Source organism: Paenibacillus sp. GM1FR (assembly GCF_002803315.1).
GTDB lineage: Bacteria > Bacillota > Bacilli > Paenibacillales > Paenibacillaceae > Paenibacillus > Paenibacillus amylolyticus.
This window is the reverse complement of sequence record NZ_MKZL01000018.1, coordinates 58,823-76,138: the sequence shown is the minus strand read 5'-3', so window position 1 is coordinate 76,138 and position 17,316 is coordinate 58,823. Positions and strand designations below refer to the sequence as shown.

The window sequence follows — 17,316 nt, the reverse complement described above, 5'->3', positions numbered from 1 at the left end:
AGTTGGCCAAACTGGCATTTTGTGATGTTCTCGCATCCAGAAATGTGCTCATCAATCTACCTCCTAATGTTGGGATAGGATAGTATATTCGTAGCGTACTATTGTGTTTGGACTTCTAGCCAACAACTCACCAAAGCTATCATTTAATTTCACTATGGTCGGAAGAATCTATTAAACAGCGATATGATATATATGACTATATTCTAGACTCTTATATTGGAACGATATGAAAATTTTGTTATGATACATATGCTAGATTACTAGATATGGTTATAAAATATAATTCTACTATTATGTACGGAGTTGGAGGAGACATACGATGCTTATTAAACGTGTAGGAAAAATCGCCGCGGTTACTGTAATTGCTCTCTCTATTCTTGGAAGTACCCCCCATATCGGTAGAGCCTATGCTGCCCCGGCCATCTCAGTTCAATTGGATGATGTGCCCCTGAAATTTGATGCAGCTCCACGAGTTGATAAAGGTGTCACTTATGTTCCGTTTCGGACGGTCGGTGAAGCCCTAGGTATCGATATTACCTGGAACAGCAAATCACAGACTGTAAAAGCAACGAACACTGTGAAAGGACAAACTACCGAGGTACTATTACAAGTTGGCAGCACCACAGCGACCGTAAATGGAAAAAAAGTTACACTCGCAGCTGCACCCGTTCAGCGGGAGGGCCGCGTACTTATTCCACTAAGTTCGTTCAGTAACCAATTCGGTGTACAAGTAAGCTGGAATCAAGCAACCAAGACGGTCTCCCTTGTCTCCCCACAACGCGAGATGCACCTGAGAGCCTTCTATGCATTGCAATCCTTTCAAGAAAAGGACCTGATTACTTCCATGAATTCCGTAGCCTTTGGCTGGAGCCGCATTGATCGTGAAGGTCAGTTTACGCTCCAAGGAGATGAGTACCGCCTCCCTGCTGCTGCGGGTGATATTACACCGCAGTCCATCGTTGCTGATGCAGCAGATCAACAGATCCAACCACAGCTCATGGTGTATGCCTTGGATGGAAACGGAGAACTGACCAAAGTTCTGAGCGACAAGAGCCTGCGGCAGAAATCGATTGAAGGTATAACTGCTGCTGTCACAGAGCATGGTTTTGACGGAGTTGTTCTGGATTTTGAAGGACTGGGCTTTAAACTGGATGTAGTAGAACAACAGAAGCTGCTCAATGCTTACGTGAAACAATTAAAAAGTTCCTTGCCCCAGGAGACAGCTTTATCTCTGGCGGTACCACCGCTAAATAGTGCTTATAAAGGTTATGATTACAAGACACTTGCCTCTATTGCAGATGATCTTATCATTATGGCCTATCAGTATAATCCGGTTGGCACCAAATCTCAGGTACCTGAGCCAAATAGTCTTGTAGATCAGGCAATTCAATTAGCCATACAGGCTGGTGTCCCAAAGAGTAAACTTCTGCTCGGTATCAGTCTAAGCAGTGAAACGCCGTCCTCTGTTGATGATAAGCTGGGTCTAGCCAAACGTTATGACCTCAAAGGAGCCGCGTTCTGGCGTCTGGGTCTGTTCCGTTCCTACAATACAAAAATGGAAGATGCCGTGAATGCTTCTGTGATCAAAGAGTAAACATTTTGACTGGATACAGCTCACTTAACTAAAAAAAGGACCGCGCCTCTGGTACGCAGAGACTTGGTCCTTCTTGTTCCCATCATTTTATTTCATAAATTTATCTACACTTCCAAATACAAGCTTCACAATCTGGGTAGGACCAGGCAAACGGGGCTGAAAGAGAAGAATAATCCCAATTACTGCTGCCACAGCAGTAATTCCCGCGCTCACTATTCTGGCTCGTTTCTCTTTGCTGCTCTTCCACTCTACATACACTATCGCAGTCGCCAGCATCAAAATACCAAGGATTGAGCCTAGTTTCATGCATTCACCTCTCTTCTCAGGCTTGTACAGGAGCCGATTCTGTTCAACTTTCGTCCTCATTAGGTATCCCCTGTGGTCCTGTTGATTTTCCGGTACGTACTACATGTGCATCTACGTTGACTTGCACGTCCATATCAGGATAGATGGTTTCCCAGTTCTTCTCCTGCGCCTTCCATTGATTCGGGTAATATCTGCGGAATTCAACTGCGAATTTGAAGAAATCGGAGCGTAGCTCTTTCTGGGACATGTCTAAAGCATCATGAGCCAAAGATGTGAGTTTAGCCGACCATTCCTTTTCCAGTTTAGTTAATACAGCGGGATCCGTCAGATTGGCATCCGTCGTATTTAACACCACTTCTCCCCTGGTTTGGATGTCGACCTTCATACTCCACTGTTTGTTTACAATTCGCGGCTTCAAGGAGGTTTCATTTTCAATGAGTCTTATCGAAAAAGAACCCTTTAACGGCTCAAACTCAACGGGCATGATAATGCTGTTCAGTTCTTTTGCAAGTAGTAATACACCTACGCTTAGTGGTTCTTTGACCGTCTTGACATAACGATCCTTCTTATACATACTCAGACCTTTCACATATGGCGTTGTCGTCAGTTTATCCTGATCGGGCTCCGGGGGTAAGATTAACATGCGAGACAAAATGGCTGAACTGCTCGGACCTTCAATAGATTTAGCCAGTTCAAGCGCAGTAACACGTGTACCTAACTTCAAATTGGCCATCTCACGCAACGATTCAGCAGAACTTCGCTCCAGTGGATCAAGTAACGCAAGGATATCTTTCGCAGCCTTATCGCTGGAAAAGACATATGCATGCTCCCTGAACTGAGGGTAACGCAGGAAGAAATCGATATACTCGCGGATACCGCGTTTGCCGGCTTGCTCACTAATGATTATGACTTCGCAGTGGCCCCAGAACATATTCCGGGGAACTTTACGTTGTAACCGATTCAATGCCTCGGCAATTGTACGTCCTTCCGCTGTTCGAATCATTGTTACCCCGCTTGGACTGCCTCCACTCCCACTGCTATCTCCTGCACTCGCCTTTCGCGGAATGAAAATCTGTGAAGTCAATTGTACTTCACCATCTTCATAATCTATCCCTGTAGCCAGCACGATAGCCAAATCGTTAATCTCGATACGATCCCAACATCCACTTAAAAGCACACAACACAATATTGGCATTAGTAGTACTCTAAATATTCGCAAGTGCTCCTCCCCCCATCAATCAGGTGTTCGCTCGATTCTTCTTCCGAAAATGTGCCCACCCTTTCTTCAGCCATGCAACACCGTAGATCATAGCCGGAAGGATTAATAAAATGCTGATCGTATACAAGTTGGCTGAAGCACTAACCAAACTGGAAACACCAGATCCACCGGACACAACCCAGTAAGCAAATACCATGCACAGAAACGAAAGTGGACCAACCACAGGTTTGTAGTCCCGCAAACCAAACCATTCCGCGGTTGATGTAGCAAAGATATATAGAAAAACGGAAATTTTAACGAAAATACCAAAAATCCAGATGGCAATAATAAGGGATTCGATATGTTGCAGAAAGTCCGCAATGGTTATGTATCTTGCTGCGATCATGACTGGAAATACAAATGTATCCGTCAAATCACCAATTAAAAACAGGCAAAACAGATTGGTAACTGTCATCGCAGTTGTTGTAAATACAAGGGAACCCAGCATGACCCGGGTTATTCTTTTTTTTTCATTCACATAAGGTAGCAGAAAAGCCAACACGATATATTCACTAAACCATGCAGCAGGTGCAGCAGCCCCCGTAATAATGGGAATTGGACCCTTCTCCATAAAAGGAAACAGCTCGGCAGGATTCAGTTCACCAATCAGCAATATAAAGATCAAAGCCAGCAGAACGATCAACAGGGTAACAAACACCTGAGCGGTTCGTCCGACAACTTCAATCCCGAGTCTGACATTAATCGCACATACAACAACCATCGTACCCATCACAACAAACAAAGGTGTACGCGGAAGTGCATTATTAACAATGAATTCACCGTACTCCCTAATAATCAAGCCCGTCAGGTGGGGCAAAAAAGCGATATATATCAGGCCGAATAACTTGCCGGGAATCCGACCGATGATCAATACACTGGATTGAATGAGCGTTTTTCCAGGGTACAGACGATCAAGTCCAACGGAAATACCAATAGCAGCCAATCCAACGATTGAACCTATAATTGGAGTCATCCACATGTCATGTCCTGCATAATGCATTGTAATTCCAGGCACAGACAAGATAGCCGTCGCGAGAATGGCGGGAAAGACCATAAATGCCAATTGAGTCACCGATATTTTCCCTTTGTCCGTCAACATATGTAATCCCGCTCCCTTGTTTGCTCGAATGTAGATTGTTCTAGTGTGGTTTGTTCCTTGGAGATGGACGCCACCATACATCCTTAAGTTCCTTAGCCATTGTAGGTGCTACCGGTGAAAGATAAGGTGTTCCAAATGAACGAAGACTGCTTAGATGAATGACAACCAAGATGACTCCCAGCATGACACCCGTGAGTCCCAACGTTCCTGCAAGAAACATCATGGGAAAACGTAGTAGACGGGTCGCGATGCTGGCAGCATAGCGAGGGATCATGAAAGAAGCGATACCGGTAATCGCTACAATGATAATCATGGGGGCTGAGACAATTCCGGCACTCGTCGCCGCTTGCCCAATAATTAAGGCCCCCACAATACTGACCGCTGATCCGACCTGCTTGGGCAATCGGACGCCAGCCTCACGCAATGCTTCAAAGGCAATTTCCATAATGAGTGCTTCCACCAGGGCAGGAAAAGGGATCTCTTCTCTCGCCCGAGCAATACTGAGAAGTAATACGGTAGGAATCATCTCCTGATGAAACGTCGTAATCGCTACATAAGCCGATGGAAGCAGCATGGATAAAACAAAAAAAATGTATCGCAGCCAGCGTACAAAAACACTCATGAACACATTTTGATAATAATCTTCGGGGGATTGTAACATGGAAAAAATGGTCACTGGTGCGATAAGGGTAAACGGCGTTCCGTCAACGAGAATAGCAAAACGACCTTCCAGCAAGTTGGAAACAACAACATCCGGGCGCTCCGTCGCAATCATCTGTGGAAATGGTGAATATCGCTGATCAACAATGCCTTCTTCAATGTACTGACTCTCCAGTACGTCTCGGAGCTTTAAATCGGCAAGTCGTGTCTCCACTTCCTTTACAAGTTTGGGATCAATAATCCCCTCCATGTATACAAGTGAAATACTGGTGTTTGTACGATCTCCCATGTTACGTGTATGAATCTTCAATGCAGGTGTCTTGAGACGTTTGCGCAGTAAAGACATATTCATGGTCAACGACTCTGTGAACCCATCCCGTGCACCACGCACGGTCGATTCAGCTAACGGTTCTTCCGTTGAACGATTTGCAGCTAGGTATAGAGGGTATGTAGTTCCGCCTATTGAACCATCCAGCAGTAACAGAGCTTCTCCTTCAAATATGGCCTGTACTGCCTGAGTAGTCGTTTCAACTTGCTTAACAGAAGCTAGGGGAACTTGCGCAGCTTCGATCCCCATTTCCTGAAGGGGCGTTAGTACCTGGCGTTCCAGCCGCTCCGTATCGCATACACCAACACAATATACGCATAACGCTGAAGTAAGACACGCCGTTTGGAATGTATGAAATACAACGTCCGAGCAACCCGCAAAAACGGAGCGTAACATTTCTTGATCAATAGCAAGATTTCCGGTTAATGGCAGGTCCTGTTGTGTTATCGCTGATGTGTCCATGACGCCTCCCCTTTCCGTAAACGCTCCGTCCAGATATTCTCAGTTAAAGGTATCCTTTACTTATCAGATGGGATATATACGCAAAATAGTGAATGCCAAAAAAGCCGCCCTCATGAGCGACTCTGATGATATAGAACGCTATTGCATTCCTATGAATTCGTTGATCTTGCTCTTTGAAATTCCCTATTTTCTATTGATCGCTATCCTTTCACAGCACCCAAAGCAACACTCCCAATAATCTGTTTAGAAAATATAGAGAATACAATGATAATAGGCAGGATTGAGATCGCTACACCCAAATACAAGAGTCCATAATCCATCCCATAGTACCCCTGCACTAGCGCAACCAATACCGGAAGCGGATATTTATCCAGAGAGAAAAATAGCACCAGCGGTGTCAGGAAATTATTCCATGATCCGATAAACGTGAATATGCCAAGGGCGGCGATTGCCGGTCCCAGGATAGGCAGTACAATCTGATTGAACGTCCGGAACTCACCGGCACTGTCCACCCGCGCAGATTCAATAATTTCATCCGGGATACTGCTCTCCATGAACTGTTTGATAAAAAATACATTAAACGCGTTAGCCGCAGCAGGCAAAATAATTGCGGCATAACTATCCAGAAGTCCCATCATGCTGAATAGTCGATATACGCCAATTAAAGCCAGTTGACCCGGTACCATCATGGTTGCTAACAGAAACAGGAACAACCCGTTTCGTCCTTTGAATTTAAATTTGGCAAATCCATACGCAGTTAAGGCCCCAATATACAGAGATAATACGGTCGATGTTCCGGCAATAAATATGCTGTTGGCAAACCCACGCCATATGTTGATTTTGGATACCATGTTCATATAGTTATCAATCAAGAATGATCCGGGAAGAAATGTGAACGTTGAAGCAATCGTTGCATTATTATGTGTGGAATAGATGAGCATCAGATAAAATGGAATAATGCAGAGCACGGCAAGACCTGTCAGCAACAGATAGATGATGATTTTACCTGCCGTCAGGCCCCTTGTATTGGCATATTGCTGAATCGCCGCATTTGGTTGTTCAACTGATTTTGCAGTTTGCATAAGAACTCCCCTCCCTATGAACGGCTCTTCCGCTTGGTCATGATGAAGGATGCAACGGACAACAATATGATGATAATAAACAGGCAAAATGCTATGGCAGCGCCGTAACCAAATCGTGTGCTCTGAAATGCTACATTATAGAGATACATAATGCTCGTCATGGCTGCTCGGTCAGGACCGCCATTGCCGTTGGTTAGTGTAAATGGCTGATCGAAAATCTGGATGCCCCCAATAATAGATGTAATCATCTGAAACAGAATAATTGGGCGGAGCATCGGCACGATAATATGGATGAAAATATGTTTCTTTTTCGCGCCATCCATCTGTGCAGCTTCCAGCAATGAAGGATCAATGCCCTGAAGACCTGCAAGGTAGATAACCATGGAATAGCCGAAGTATTGAAAAAACAAAATGGATGATACAATCAGACGCATAAACCAGGGATCATTTTTCCAGTTAATTGGATCTTGTATTATGCCGGTCTGCACCAAAAAATGATTCAGTCCGCCAGACTGCCAGTCAAAAATCAAGCTGACAAGCAATCCAAGTGATGCGGCCGTAACGATGTTGGGAAAAAAGTATACCGCTCTGAAAAAGTCCCGTCCTTTGAGCAGCTTATCATTCAAGATAAAAGCCAACACAAGTGAGATTGTGAGCTGTGGAACTACAGATACGCCCCAGATGAATAACGTATTAAACAAGGTTTTGTAGAACAACGGATCTTGTAATACGGCAACGTAGTTACCGATCCCTACAAAATCAGGTGTCGTGATCCCATCAAAGTTGGTGAAACTGATGTAGAGGGAATATAAAATGGGATACAGCCCAAAAGTGGTGAAAATAATAAAAAACGGAGCAATGAAGTAGTAGCCGTAATGGTCCTTGCGAATCGTTTTGGCAAACATGTTCTATCCCCCCAGTTATCATCGGATGTGTATATTCAATTGCTTACTAATCCACTTCCAGTTCCGGAAATCTCAAGGTAACATCACGTTTGATTCGCTTTACGACTTCTTCCTTGGTCTGAATGTCCTTATTAAGATATAACTGGAGTACAATCTTGTAGATATCATTGTTAATCGTGGCATCATATTTGGTGCGTTCATATACAGGTACCCGTTTTGCAGCCTCCGAGAAAAACTCGAAATGCTTTTGTCCTCCCAAATAAGATGATGAGAGAGACGGGGCAAGTTCATCATTCACAACCATGTTGCTGGTGAAATAATCCTGTTCTTTCGCTAACTCGGATAGAAAATCGTGGTCAAAATTATAAAACTCAATAAACTTCCAGGCCAAATCCTTTTTCTCACTTTTACTGTACATCGCGATATAGGTTCCACCTGAACTAAAGGCTGACGGTCCCTGGGCTAAGCCCCACATGCCTTCGGTATCCGGAGCGTTTGCCTTGAACGTATATTGCAAACCCCAGGTTGCCCCGGGATAAAACATGACCTCTCCTTTTTGCATGGATGCAGCGTAACCGGCACTTCCATCTTCATACTCGGCAAGTACATTCCGCTCACGTGCTTCACGTACAAGATCGAGCACTTCCAAGTACGTTGGATCGATGACAAGTTTGCCGTCCTTCACCCAAGGTATACCATCATATGAATTCGATATAGCATTCCAATTCGCCAATGCATGTACTTTATTCCCGCTAAGTTGCTGTACCTTCTCTCCAATCTCGAAGATCTTCTCCCATGTATCGATCTGTGAACCCACCTTCTCAGGATCATCGGTGCCCAGATATTTTTTCGCCAAATCCCGACGATAGTAGATGCCCCCTGGTGTTCCCTGATAACCTATCGCTCTGACATTTCCCTCACTGTCCTGTTCATTGGCCTGAACAAAAGCATATTGTTCCTGAATAAGTTCATTGGCGTTATACGGCGAAGCTGATAGATTCTCCAGATATGGAACGTCAATCAGCTCTCGAATATTCGCATTTTCAATCATAAATACATCTGGAGCCTTCGAGGTTGTCTGTAGCGCAGATTTCAGCTTGGTGATATAGAAATTACCGGGGATGTTGACAAAGTTCACTTTGATGTCAGGATATTTCTGTTCGAATTTCTCGATGGCGTACCCTGCTTCATCCGTAAAACTCCACACAGTAATCTCCTGTTGCTTGGTTTCACTCGATGGGCTGAACTGACAACCAGCTAACAACATCGCTGCACATACAAATACAATAGTTGGCTTAAACCACTTCTTCATAGGCCCCCTCCTTCAAAAAGGAAACGCTTACAATTTATTAGAGTATATTGATTTTGGAGAGGGCTTTCTCCACAAATATTGTGCATTACCCTCCATATTTTGTGATATTCGTACGATGTTTCTTACGAAATTCGGAGGGTGTGCAGTCATTATACTTTTTGAAAAGACGATTATAGGAGTTAACATTGTTAAATCCGTGTCCGATCGCAATCTCCAGAATCGTATCCTGACGGAACAATAAGGCCCACTCGGACTTGATAATTCGAAAATGATTCAAGTATTCCATCAGTGTTACTCCCTTGATCTCTTTGAACAGCTTGCAGACATGGAACTTGCTGAATTTAATATGTTCTGCCACCTGTTCCAGCTTAATGGGCTCAGCATAGTGCTCCTCCAGGTATTCACAGACCGATTCAAGGAATTCAAATTTTTTGGAGGAAGTACATGCCCATCCTGAAGATGAAGATTCATCGGTGGTAACCGGTACTTTGGTACGTAATAAAAGTATGATGAGATCATACAACCTAGATACCATTAACCATCGGTATCCCGGCTTCTGATTTTTCTTCTCGGTATTGATGTCATCTATATATTGAGTCAAATTGCTCTGACTTCCCGTATTCGAGGGAATAACTGTTGTTTTGTTGAAAAGTTGTCCGAGATCCTGAATTTCGGCTTCGGTCGTGAAACTCCCGGTTAACAATTCGAGTCGGAACAAGATAATGGTCAAATGTTCGGTCCCTGGCAAAAAGCAGTGCACATCCCCTGGTTTGATCAGCAGCACATCCCCCTTTTCCAACTCACACACGTGGTCGTTCACGCCAATTCTGGCGCTCTTACCATTGACGAGAACCAGTTCAACCTCATCATGCCAGTGTGCAGCATAATTGAACTGATTTCCTGTATGAATTACCCGAATGGGAAAACCTTCTTGCATATGGCCTGTCTCCAAAAAAGTGGGTACGCCCATCGTATCAACCTCCATTTATTTCCAACGAAAAATACTCCTCGTCTTTATATTATGCATTATTGGCTACTCTCCTTTCTTTTTAAGTATTTAAAATTCTATAAAATGCAAAAAAACTCCTCAACTCAGGTTGAGGAGCCGAACAGAATCACGTTCCACGCATTGGATGTCCAGTGTATATAACGTCTCTACGATCTCTCCGTTCAGCAGTTGGAAGAGAACATGACCTGCAAGCTGGCCTGCATCCCTCTTCGGCTGACGAAATGTGGTTAGAGGTGGATTCATGTACTGAGATGCAGGTATATTGTCAAAGCCAATTACGGATAACTGCTCAGGTATTGAGATATCATGCTCCCTGAAGGCTTCCAAGCCGCCGATCGCCATTTCATCATTTGCAAAAAATACAGCGGATGGCAACTCTCCTTCAAGCAGTTTCTTGGCTGCATCGTACCCATCTTGCTTCATGTATTGTCCGCCAATTTTCCATTCGGGGTTCTCTTCGATACCTGCCTCCTTCAGGGCTTTCAAATAACCTTGATAACGATGGAGATTACATTCTGATTGTGACGGGCCACTAATATAAGCTATTGTCCGATGCCCTTTATCGATCAGATAACGGGTAGCCAAGTAACCGCCTTGCGTATCACTCATCAAAACCTTTACAATATGTTGAGCATCCAGATCCCGATCCATGACAACAATCGGAAACCCTGCTTCAGATGCTTCAATCAGCAACTGATCTTGAATATTCTGAGCAATAACAATAGCTCCGTCAATTCTTCGTTCACGAATGTAACGATGGGCTGTCGACTTCTCTCCACCCAACGAACTACATACGATCATATCGTATCCATGACTCATAACGACGGTTTCTATTCCATTCACCAAATCGGAAAAATACGGACTGGACATGTCATGGACAATAATACCAATGGTTTGTGTACTATTTCGTTTTAATTCCGATGCAGGACCATGCCTAACGTAATTGAGTTGACTCGCTACCTCAAGTACTCGAAGTCTTGTCGGCTCACTTACATTCCCTTTATCGTTAAGTACGCAAGATACGGTCGAACTGGCTACACCAGCCATCCTAGCTACATCTTTAATCGTTGTCATCATATATACTCCTCAAAAACAGTTTCATCTGTTTAGTTCATTATGTCAGTAACACAGCAATGCACACGGGATAGTTCACTAGCATTTTAACACGTCAGTCCAGTCATGTCTCTTAGCAAAACATCAACTACGAAAAAACATATTTAAGAAACCGAGGTGCCTTCATGAGATTTAGTGAATATGTAATAGGTCAGCGTTACGAAACCACATCCTTGGCATTATCCAAGAGTGATATTATTGAGTTTGCCACAATCTTTGATCCACAGTACATGCATTTGGATGAGGAAAAGGCCAAACAAGGCCGATTCGGCAGTTTAATTGCTTCTGGCATGCAAACGATGAATATCTCCTTTAAATTATGGATTGAGGTTGGGGTCTATGGAGAGCATGTCGTGGCGGGCACCGGAATGAATAACATTCAATTCCTGAAACCGGTCTTTCCGGATGATGAACTTCATGTCATTGCAGAAGTCATTGGACTGACTCCCAGACGAAAAGGTAATGGGATTGTTACAGTGCTGCTGAGTACTTTCAATCAGAAGAATCAAAAGGTATTTCAGGCAGAATTAAGTGCTTTAATCGATAATTAAGGACGAGAAAAAGCCAAAAAAAGCCGCCAATTGGCGGCTTTTCGTAAATATATCACATAGAAGAATTTTTAAGCGTTATACCCTTTCAATACCTGCCCCAAAATCTCTACGCCATTGACAATCTGTTCGTCTGACGGGGTTGAGAAATTAAGTCTGATGGCATTACAAGGGTCTTGCTCGTTCACCAGGAATGCATTTCCCGGTACAACCGCAACCCCTTGAGCTGCCGCTGTCTTGGCATAATCAAGCATTGGCACATGTGCTGGCAGATCACACCAGAGGAACAGTCCACCATCCGGTTGGGTATAGGTAATGGACTCACCCATATGCTCTTGCAGCTTGTCCATCATCAATGTTGCTTTTCTCCGATAGACCTCACGAATACTGTTAATGTGCCCCACGTAATCATACTCTGTCATGAACTTGTACGCCAGGATCTGTGGAAGCATGGCCGTATGTACGTCTTCTCCCTGTTTGGCAACAACCATCTTCTCCACGACTTCATGGGGCGCTTGTACAAAACCAACGCGCAGTCCCGCCGACAAAATTTTGGAGAATGATCCAACATAGATGACCAGACCCTCATCATCCATAGACTTGATGGTTGGCACATCGTCTCCATTGAATCGAAGTTCTCCGTACGGGTTATCTTCCAAAATCATCACGCCATACTTCTTAGCCAGCTCGTATATGGCTTTACGTTTCTCCAGGCTCGTTGTTACACCCGTCGGATTCTGAAAACTCGGGATCACGTAGATCAGTTTTACATTAGGCTCCGTTTGCAGCGCCTGTTCCAGCTTCTCGATATCCATACCGTCCATCTCCATCGGAACACCGGCAAGCTTTGCACCGGATGCCCGGAAGGAGTTCAGGGAACCAATAAAGCTCGGGCTCTCACAGATGATCGTGTCCCCTTCATTACAGAATACTTTACAGGCCAGTTCAATCCCCTGCTGCGCTCCAGATACAATGAACAATTGATCGGATGGTTTACCTGTATCAAAACCAGTCTTCAAATGTTGAGTCAATGCTTCCCTGAGGGGAACATATCCTTCCGTAATCCCATATTGCAGAGCTGTGACCGGGTCATGCTCCAGAATGGATTGAGTGAATGTACGAATCGCCTCAATAGGAAAGGTTTCCGGAGCAGGATTCCCCGCGGAGAATGGAATCACATTTTGTCCCGAAGAAGCCTTCAGAATCTCACGAATAATGGATGGTTGCAGTGCTGCGATACGATTGGAAAATGAATAGTTCATCTTAAATAGTGCCTCCCGACATTTCATCTGAATTAACTCTCTATCATTACATTAGATTCTATTATACGAGCATTTCCCGAATTTCCAAACTGTCTCCACAAAATTAATGTTTGTACGCCAAAAAAGAGGCCGCCGTCAGCAACCTCTTTCGCATAAGTATGGAGCAAAATTTCAGCCTATTAGCGCGCTGCGTTCATCTCGGATAACCGTGTGGCCTTCACAACATAAGCGGCTAGACCAGGGATCATCCGAGCCAGACCAGGATAGAATTTATTGGTCTTGGCAAAAGCCAGCTTTTGAATTCTTCTTGCGCGTCTGAGCAATTGGGTGAATTCACGGCTTGCTTCCAGCGTGTAATTACTCTGCCAATCGGCATGTTCAATGTCACCTTGCAGGTACTTGTCAGTCCACCTTGCACACAGGAGTGAGGAGCGAAGAGCAATGGACATTCCGTCTCCACATAAGGGTGGTATCATCAGCATGGCATCCCCAATATGCGGATATTGGAACCACGGCTCAGGAACGTTGGACAGATGCAGCGGCGCAATCGACACTTGCGTTCCATCTACAGGTTTTCCCTCGGCTAAACGGGCCGCCAAACTCACGTTTGTCAGGGATGCCGCCTGTAAAATATCGTTTACAGATTTGCCACTTCCCTGGACGGTATCCAGTGTCAACAATGCGGCGACATTTACAATGCCATCCTCAATCGGGGAAATGCCCACGTAACCACCCTCGCAAAAATATAACTCTACCCTTGCGGGAATCTCTATCCCGCTGAAGTGGGACTTAACGCCAACGTATACGGTTTGGTCCCGCAGATCAGGTGCGGAAGCCATCCCGCGCGGCTTTTTGGTCCCATGTGCCCCGATAACGGCTTTGGCTCTGTAACTGATCCGCTCATCTCCCTGTTTCACCTGAACCTCATAACTGGCATCCTCAAGCTGCTCGATACTCGTTATGGTCGCTTTGGTCACAATCTGGGTTCCGGCCTCCAGCGCCTTCTGATGCAAAATCTGGTCCAGCTCATATCGACTTATGCCATATGCGAATCCCGGCAGCGGTGCTTCAATCACTCCGCCTTTTGGCATAACGATTTTGGCATGATCCATGGTGCTGGGTTTCTTCGCTTGGTCCAGAAGGTGAATGTCCAGAACTTCTAACATCTCCTTCGTTTCGGGTGACATGAACTCACCGCAGGTTTTGTGCCGCGGGAACTCCTGGCGATCCAGCAAAAGGGTCCGATGTCCCTTTCCTGCCAGTTGCATTGCACATGTACTGCCGGCAATTCCGGCTCCGATGACAATCACATCTATCGATTTCGACACGTAAGATCACCTGCCTTTCGTGGGAATAACAACAGAGTAACGGAATAAGGGCTTCCATTCATAGGTCATCGTATCATGATTTAGTCGTTGTTTAAGTTCCTTCCAATCCCTCCCTGTAAAACCTTTGGCTACGGAAAGAGGCCCATCATGACGAATATAACGATTGCGCGAGATCATCCGTGTAGTAATCCAGACCGCCTTATAGGATACGGGGTGGCGGTGAATATCATTAATGACGACACCGTATCTGGATGCCCGCAGCATATGAGAAACCATATCGACCAGCTGATCTCCGTCAAAATGATGCACAAACTGGGAACCTGTCACAATATCTGCTGAAACATCCGGCAGTTGTGTAAGATCGGCACGCTGTACCCGAACTCGGGGTTCGTCACGAAAGAGTTGTCTCGCTTCCTCACACGCTTCTTCCGTCAGATCAACCAGCGTAATTTCCAGCTGAACACCCTGACGATCCGCCCATTGCAGTAGTTTCTGGTTCACATCCCCTGAACCTGCCCCCACATCCAGCAGAGTCAGCTTATTCGGCTTACCGACTGAATTCCATAACTTCTCTACACCAGCCAGAGTTGGGCCAGGTGCTGCAAATATTTTGTTAAGACGTCTCAGATGTCTAAGCGCTTCACGCAGCTCCTCCCCTCCCAGAGAGAAGTCATCCATCAGTTCATCTTCCTTGGCTCGAATGGACAATGTTCTAAAAAAGGACATGATCGTGCTCCTCCATCACTGAAGATAATGAGGGGACATAAGTGAATTTCATCAACTCTGCGGTGAGTCCCGGTCCAAATGCCATGGCTACACCATCTGTGGAGGATTGACCCTGTGCCTTCATGTCCTCACGCATCGCGTTCAGTACAAACAGAATGGTATTGGAAGATAAGTTACCATACGTTCTGAGGACATCCCTGCTATACTTCGTTTGCTCGTCTCGCAGCTTCATTACATTCTGCACAGAGTCCACAATCCCGCGTCCTCCCGGATGAATGGCCCATAGTTCAGGAAGCTGTTCACTTTGCAATAAGAGACGCAGTTCCTCTTCCAGATGAACACCTAACAGCTTCGGAATACGTGGGGATAGATACAGGTCATACCCCAGATTCCCCACCTCCCAGGTCATATCTTCAGTCGAATCCGGAAGAAGCACAGAATAACCCCTTCCCAGACTCAAAACATTCTTGTGCTGAGGTTCTGGTGTGCCCACTACACAGGAAGAAGCAGCGTCTCCGAAGAATGAAGCTGCAAACAGCGCTTCCCGATCTTGTACGGGCTGAAAATGAATGGTGCACAACTCTACACAGACCACAAGGACCTGTGATCCGGGAGCTCCCTGCACGACATCTCGTGCCATCTGGATGGCTTTCAACCCTGCAGCACACCCCTGAAAGATCAGCGGCAGTCGATTAACTCGGGCAGACAAACCCAAATGACGGATGAGCATAACATCAAGACCCGGCAGATATTGACCGGTGCAGCTGACCGTGATGATATGCGTGATGCTCTTTGGAGATACGCCTGAATCCTCCAGGGCTTTCTCTGCCGCCTCAATCCCGAGCGGAAGCGCCTCTCGCTTGTATGTATTCATTCGTTCTTCGGTTGTCGGGATGTCTGATCGCTCACCAGAGGGCAGATAACGGCATTCTTCCAGTGAACCCAGATAGCTCGGTTCCACGGTATATCGTGTTTCAACACCACAGGACTTGAATATTCGCTTGGCAAAACGGGCCAAATCTGGCCGATCTTGAAGAGAAGAAGCGATTAGTTCTGCAATATCTGACTGCGCTACGGGGTGAGCAGGTAGAGCCGTTCCCATGCCAAGAATCGCGATATCGGATGGACTGTTATATTGGTTCATAATAAACCTCCTGGTATTGGTCATTATTTCCTCTAATTTAACAACTCTTACCCTTAACGATATCGTTATAATCTCAATAAGGCTCCTAATCTAGTTTATTAACACATTCGCAAGCTCAGAAGCTTGGTTTCGCCAAGCCATTGAAGCAGTCACACCAATGAACGAAAAAAGCCGCCATTAGGGCGACTTCAAGGTAACCAGATTCCTACTAAGCGTCATTCTGATACACGTTATTTGGAAAATGCTTCTCTGATCTTGTCACTCATCAGGTACCAGGCATCCTCAGCCATCTGGAGATCGCCAAAATGTGTAAATCCATGAGCGGCTCCCTTATACTCCTTATGTGTCACCTTCACACCGCTTGCTTCCAGCCTTGCTGCATATGTTCTTGCTTCTTGGGCCAGTGAATCTTTCTCCGCGGTAATGATCAATGCTTCTGGAAGTCCCTCTACTGATGTTGCAAGCACAGGTGAAGCCAACGGGTCTTGCGCATCTTCTGACGTTTCAAGGTACATAGCATTGAACGTTCTGGCGATATCGGCTGGAATGGCTTCTGCAAAACTCGGTTTCTCGGCCGGATCTGTAGCCACATCCAATACGGCATAATCCATAACTTGCAGAACAATCGGCAGCTCGCTACCTCGTTGCTGATTCAGTAAACACACTGCTGCAGCAAGATTACCACCAGCACTATGCCCCCCAATAGCGAATAGAGACGGGTTAACCGATAAGGATTGCGGATTGGCGTGGACCCACTGTACAACGTCGTAACATTCATGGACCGCCGTTGGGAACTTGTGCTCTGGTGCAAGACTGTAATCGATATTAACGACCACACAATCAGATCGATCAGCGATCAAGCGACACCATGGATCATCCATCTCTGCTTGTCCCAAGATGAAACCACCCCCATGCATATTAAAGAAGACCGGCAGAGGCGCGGAATGATCCCTATCCGGTGTATACACAAGTACACGTGTATCACCTTTCGTCGTAGGAATCATGACTACTTTTACTGTGACCGCATACGTGGAACTGGGTTGAAGAGCTGCATCTGTACCGACGACATTTTGACGCATACGTTGTACCATTGCCAGTTGTTGTTGTTGATCCATAGATATCACTCCTTTAGTGGATTGCTAATACGCCTTCTTCCGTTGTCACTTTAAGTATAGATGAC

At 45.4% G+C, this 17,316-nt stretch carries 16 protein-coding genes; 2 read left to right on the top strand and 14 right to left on the bottom strand.

The window, feature by feature from the left end; genetic code table 11:
- Positions 1-319 precede the first annotated feature (319 nt).
- Positions 320-1,594: a stalk domain-containing protein gene (locus PAEAM_RS14715; RefSeq protein ID WP_100528070.1), complete on the top strand. Its 1,275-nt coding sequence runs from the start codon at positions 320-322 to the stop codon at positions 1,592-1,594.
- An 87-nt stretch (positions 1,595-1,681) separates the two neighbouring features.
- Here the strand turns inward: PAEAM_RS14715 and PAEAM_RS14710 are convergent, their stop codons facing one another.
- The 9 genes from PAEAM_RS14710 to PAEAM_RS14670 all read right to left on the bottom strand — a co-directional run bounded on the left by PAEAM_RS14710 (position 1,682) and on the right by PAEAM_RS14670 (position 11,092).
- The gene (locus PAEAM_RS14710; RefSeq protein ID WP_133120446.1) at positions 1,682-1,900 is read right to left on the bottom strand and encodes a hypothetical protein; all 219 of its coding nucleotides are present in this window, start codon (positions 1,898-1,900) and stop codon (positions 1,682-1,684) included.
- Between the two features lie 43 nt (positions 1,901-1,943).
- Positions 1,944-3,095: a Ger(x)C family spore germination protein gene (locus PAEAM_RS14705; protein WP_100528068.1), complete on the bottom strand. Its 1,152-nt coding sequence runs from the start codon at positions 3,093-3,095 to the stop codon at positions 1,944-1,946.
- Positions 3,096-3,138: 43 nt separating this feature from the next.
- On the bottom strand, positions 3,139-4,257 hold the full coding sequence (locus PAEAM_RS14700; RefSeq protein WP_036670828.1) for a GerAB/ArcD/ProY family transporter: 1,119 nt from the start codon (positions 4,255-4,257) through the stop codon (positions 3,139-3,141).
- A 40-nt stretch (positions 4,258-4,297) separates the two neighbouring features.
- Positions 4,298-5,707: a spore germination protein gene (locus PAEAM_RS14695; RefSeq protein ID WP_100528066.1), complete on the bottom strand. Its 1,410-nt coding sequence runs from the start codon at positions 5,705-5,707 to the stop codon at positions 4,298-4,300.
- Positions 5,708-5,907: 200 nt separating this feature from the next.
- Positions 5,908-6,789, bottom strand: coding sequence for a carbohydrate ABC transporter permease (locus PAEAM_RS14690; protein WP_083684212.1), 882 nt, complete (start codon positions 6,787-6,789; stop codon positions 5,908-5,910).
- 14 nt (positions 6,790-6,803) lie between these two features.
- Positions 6,804-7,694, bottom strand: a complete 891-nt coding sequence (locus PAEAM_RS14685; RefSeq protein WP_036608160.1) for a carbohydrate ABC transporter permease — start codon at positions 7,692-7,694, stop codon at positions 6,804-6,806.
- A 46-nt stretch (positions 7,695-7,740) separates the two neighbouring features.
- Positions 7,741-9,006: an ABC transporter substrate-binding protein gene (locus tag PAEAM_RS14680; RefSeq protein ID WP_100528065.1), complete on the bottom strand. Its 1,266-nt coding sequence runs from the start codon at positions 9,004-9,006 to the stop codon at positions 7,741-7,743.
- A gap of 85 nt (positions 9,007-9,091) precedes the next feature.
- Positions 9,092-9,976 (bottom strand): AraC family transcriptional regulator, encoded by an 885-nt coding sequence (locus PAEAM_RS14675; protein WP_076327670.1) that lies wholly within the window; start codon positions 9,974-9,976, stop codon positions 9,092-9,094.
- A 117-nt stretch (positions 9,977-10,093) separates the two neighbouring features.
- Positions 10,094-11,092, bottom strand: a complete 999-nt coding sequence (locus PAEAM_RS14670) for a LacI family DNA-binding transcriptional regulator (RefSeq protein ID WP_347707873.1) — start codon at positions 11,090-11,092, stop codon at positions 10,094-10,096.
- 161 nt (positions 11,093-11,253) lie between these two features.
- On the opposite strand from PAEAM_RS14670, the gene PAEAM_RS14665 reads away from it, so the two are divergent.
- Positions 11,254-11,679 (top strand): MaoC family dehydratase, encoded by a 426-nt coding sequence (locus tag PAEAM_RS14665; protein WP_076327672.1) that lies wholly within the window; start codon positions 11,254-11,256, stop codon positions 11,677-11,679.
- A 68-nt stretch (positions 11,680-11,747) separates the two neighbouring features.
- On the opposite strand, the gene PAEAM_RS14660 is transcribed toward PAEAM_RS14665, so the two are convergent.
- The 5 genes from PAEAM_RS14660 to PAEAM_RS14640 form a co-directional block, all read right to left on the bottom strand.
- Positions 11,748-12,938, bottom strand: coding sequence for an aminotransferase-like domain-containing protein (locus PAEAM_RS14660; protein ID WP_100528063.1), 1,191 nt, complete (start codon positions 12,936-12,938; stop codon positions 11,748-11,750).
- A 179-nt stretch (positions 12,939-13,117) separates the two neighbouring features.
- On the bottom strand, positions 13,118-14,266 hold the full coding sequence (locus tag PAEAM_RS14655; protein WP_100528062.1) for an NAD(P)/FAD-dependent oxidoreductase: 1,149 nt from the start codon (positions 14,264-14,266) through the stop codon (positions 13,118-13,120).
- A 6-nt stretch (positions 14,267-14,272) separates the two neighbouring features.
- Complete coding sequence (locus PAEAM_RS14650) at positions 14,273-14,992, bottom strand: methyltransferase domain-containing protein (RefSeq protein WP_100528061.1); 720 nt, start codon at positions 14,990-14,992, stop codon at positions 14,273-14,275.
- Positions 14,979-16,136 (bottom strand): type III polyketide synthase, encoded by a 1,158-nt coding sequence (locus PAEAM_RS14645; RefSeq protein ID WP_100528060.1) that lies wholly within the window; start codon positions 16,134-16,136, stop codon positions 14,979-14,981. Before PAEAM_RS14645 ends, PAEAM_RS14650 begins: the two co-directional genes overlap by 14 nt.
- 230 nt (positions 16,137-16,366) lie before the next feature.
- Positions 16,367-17,251, bottom strand: a complete 885-nt coding sequence (locus PAEAM_RS14640) for an alpha/beta hydrolase (protein ID WP_100528059.1) — start codon at positions 17,249-17,251, stop codon at positions 16,367-16,369.
- Between the last annotated feature and the right edge of the window lie 65 nt (positions 17,252-17,316).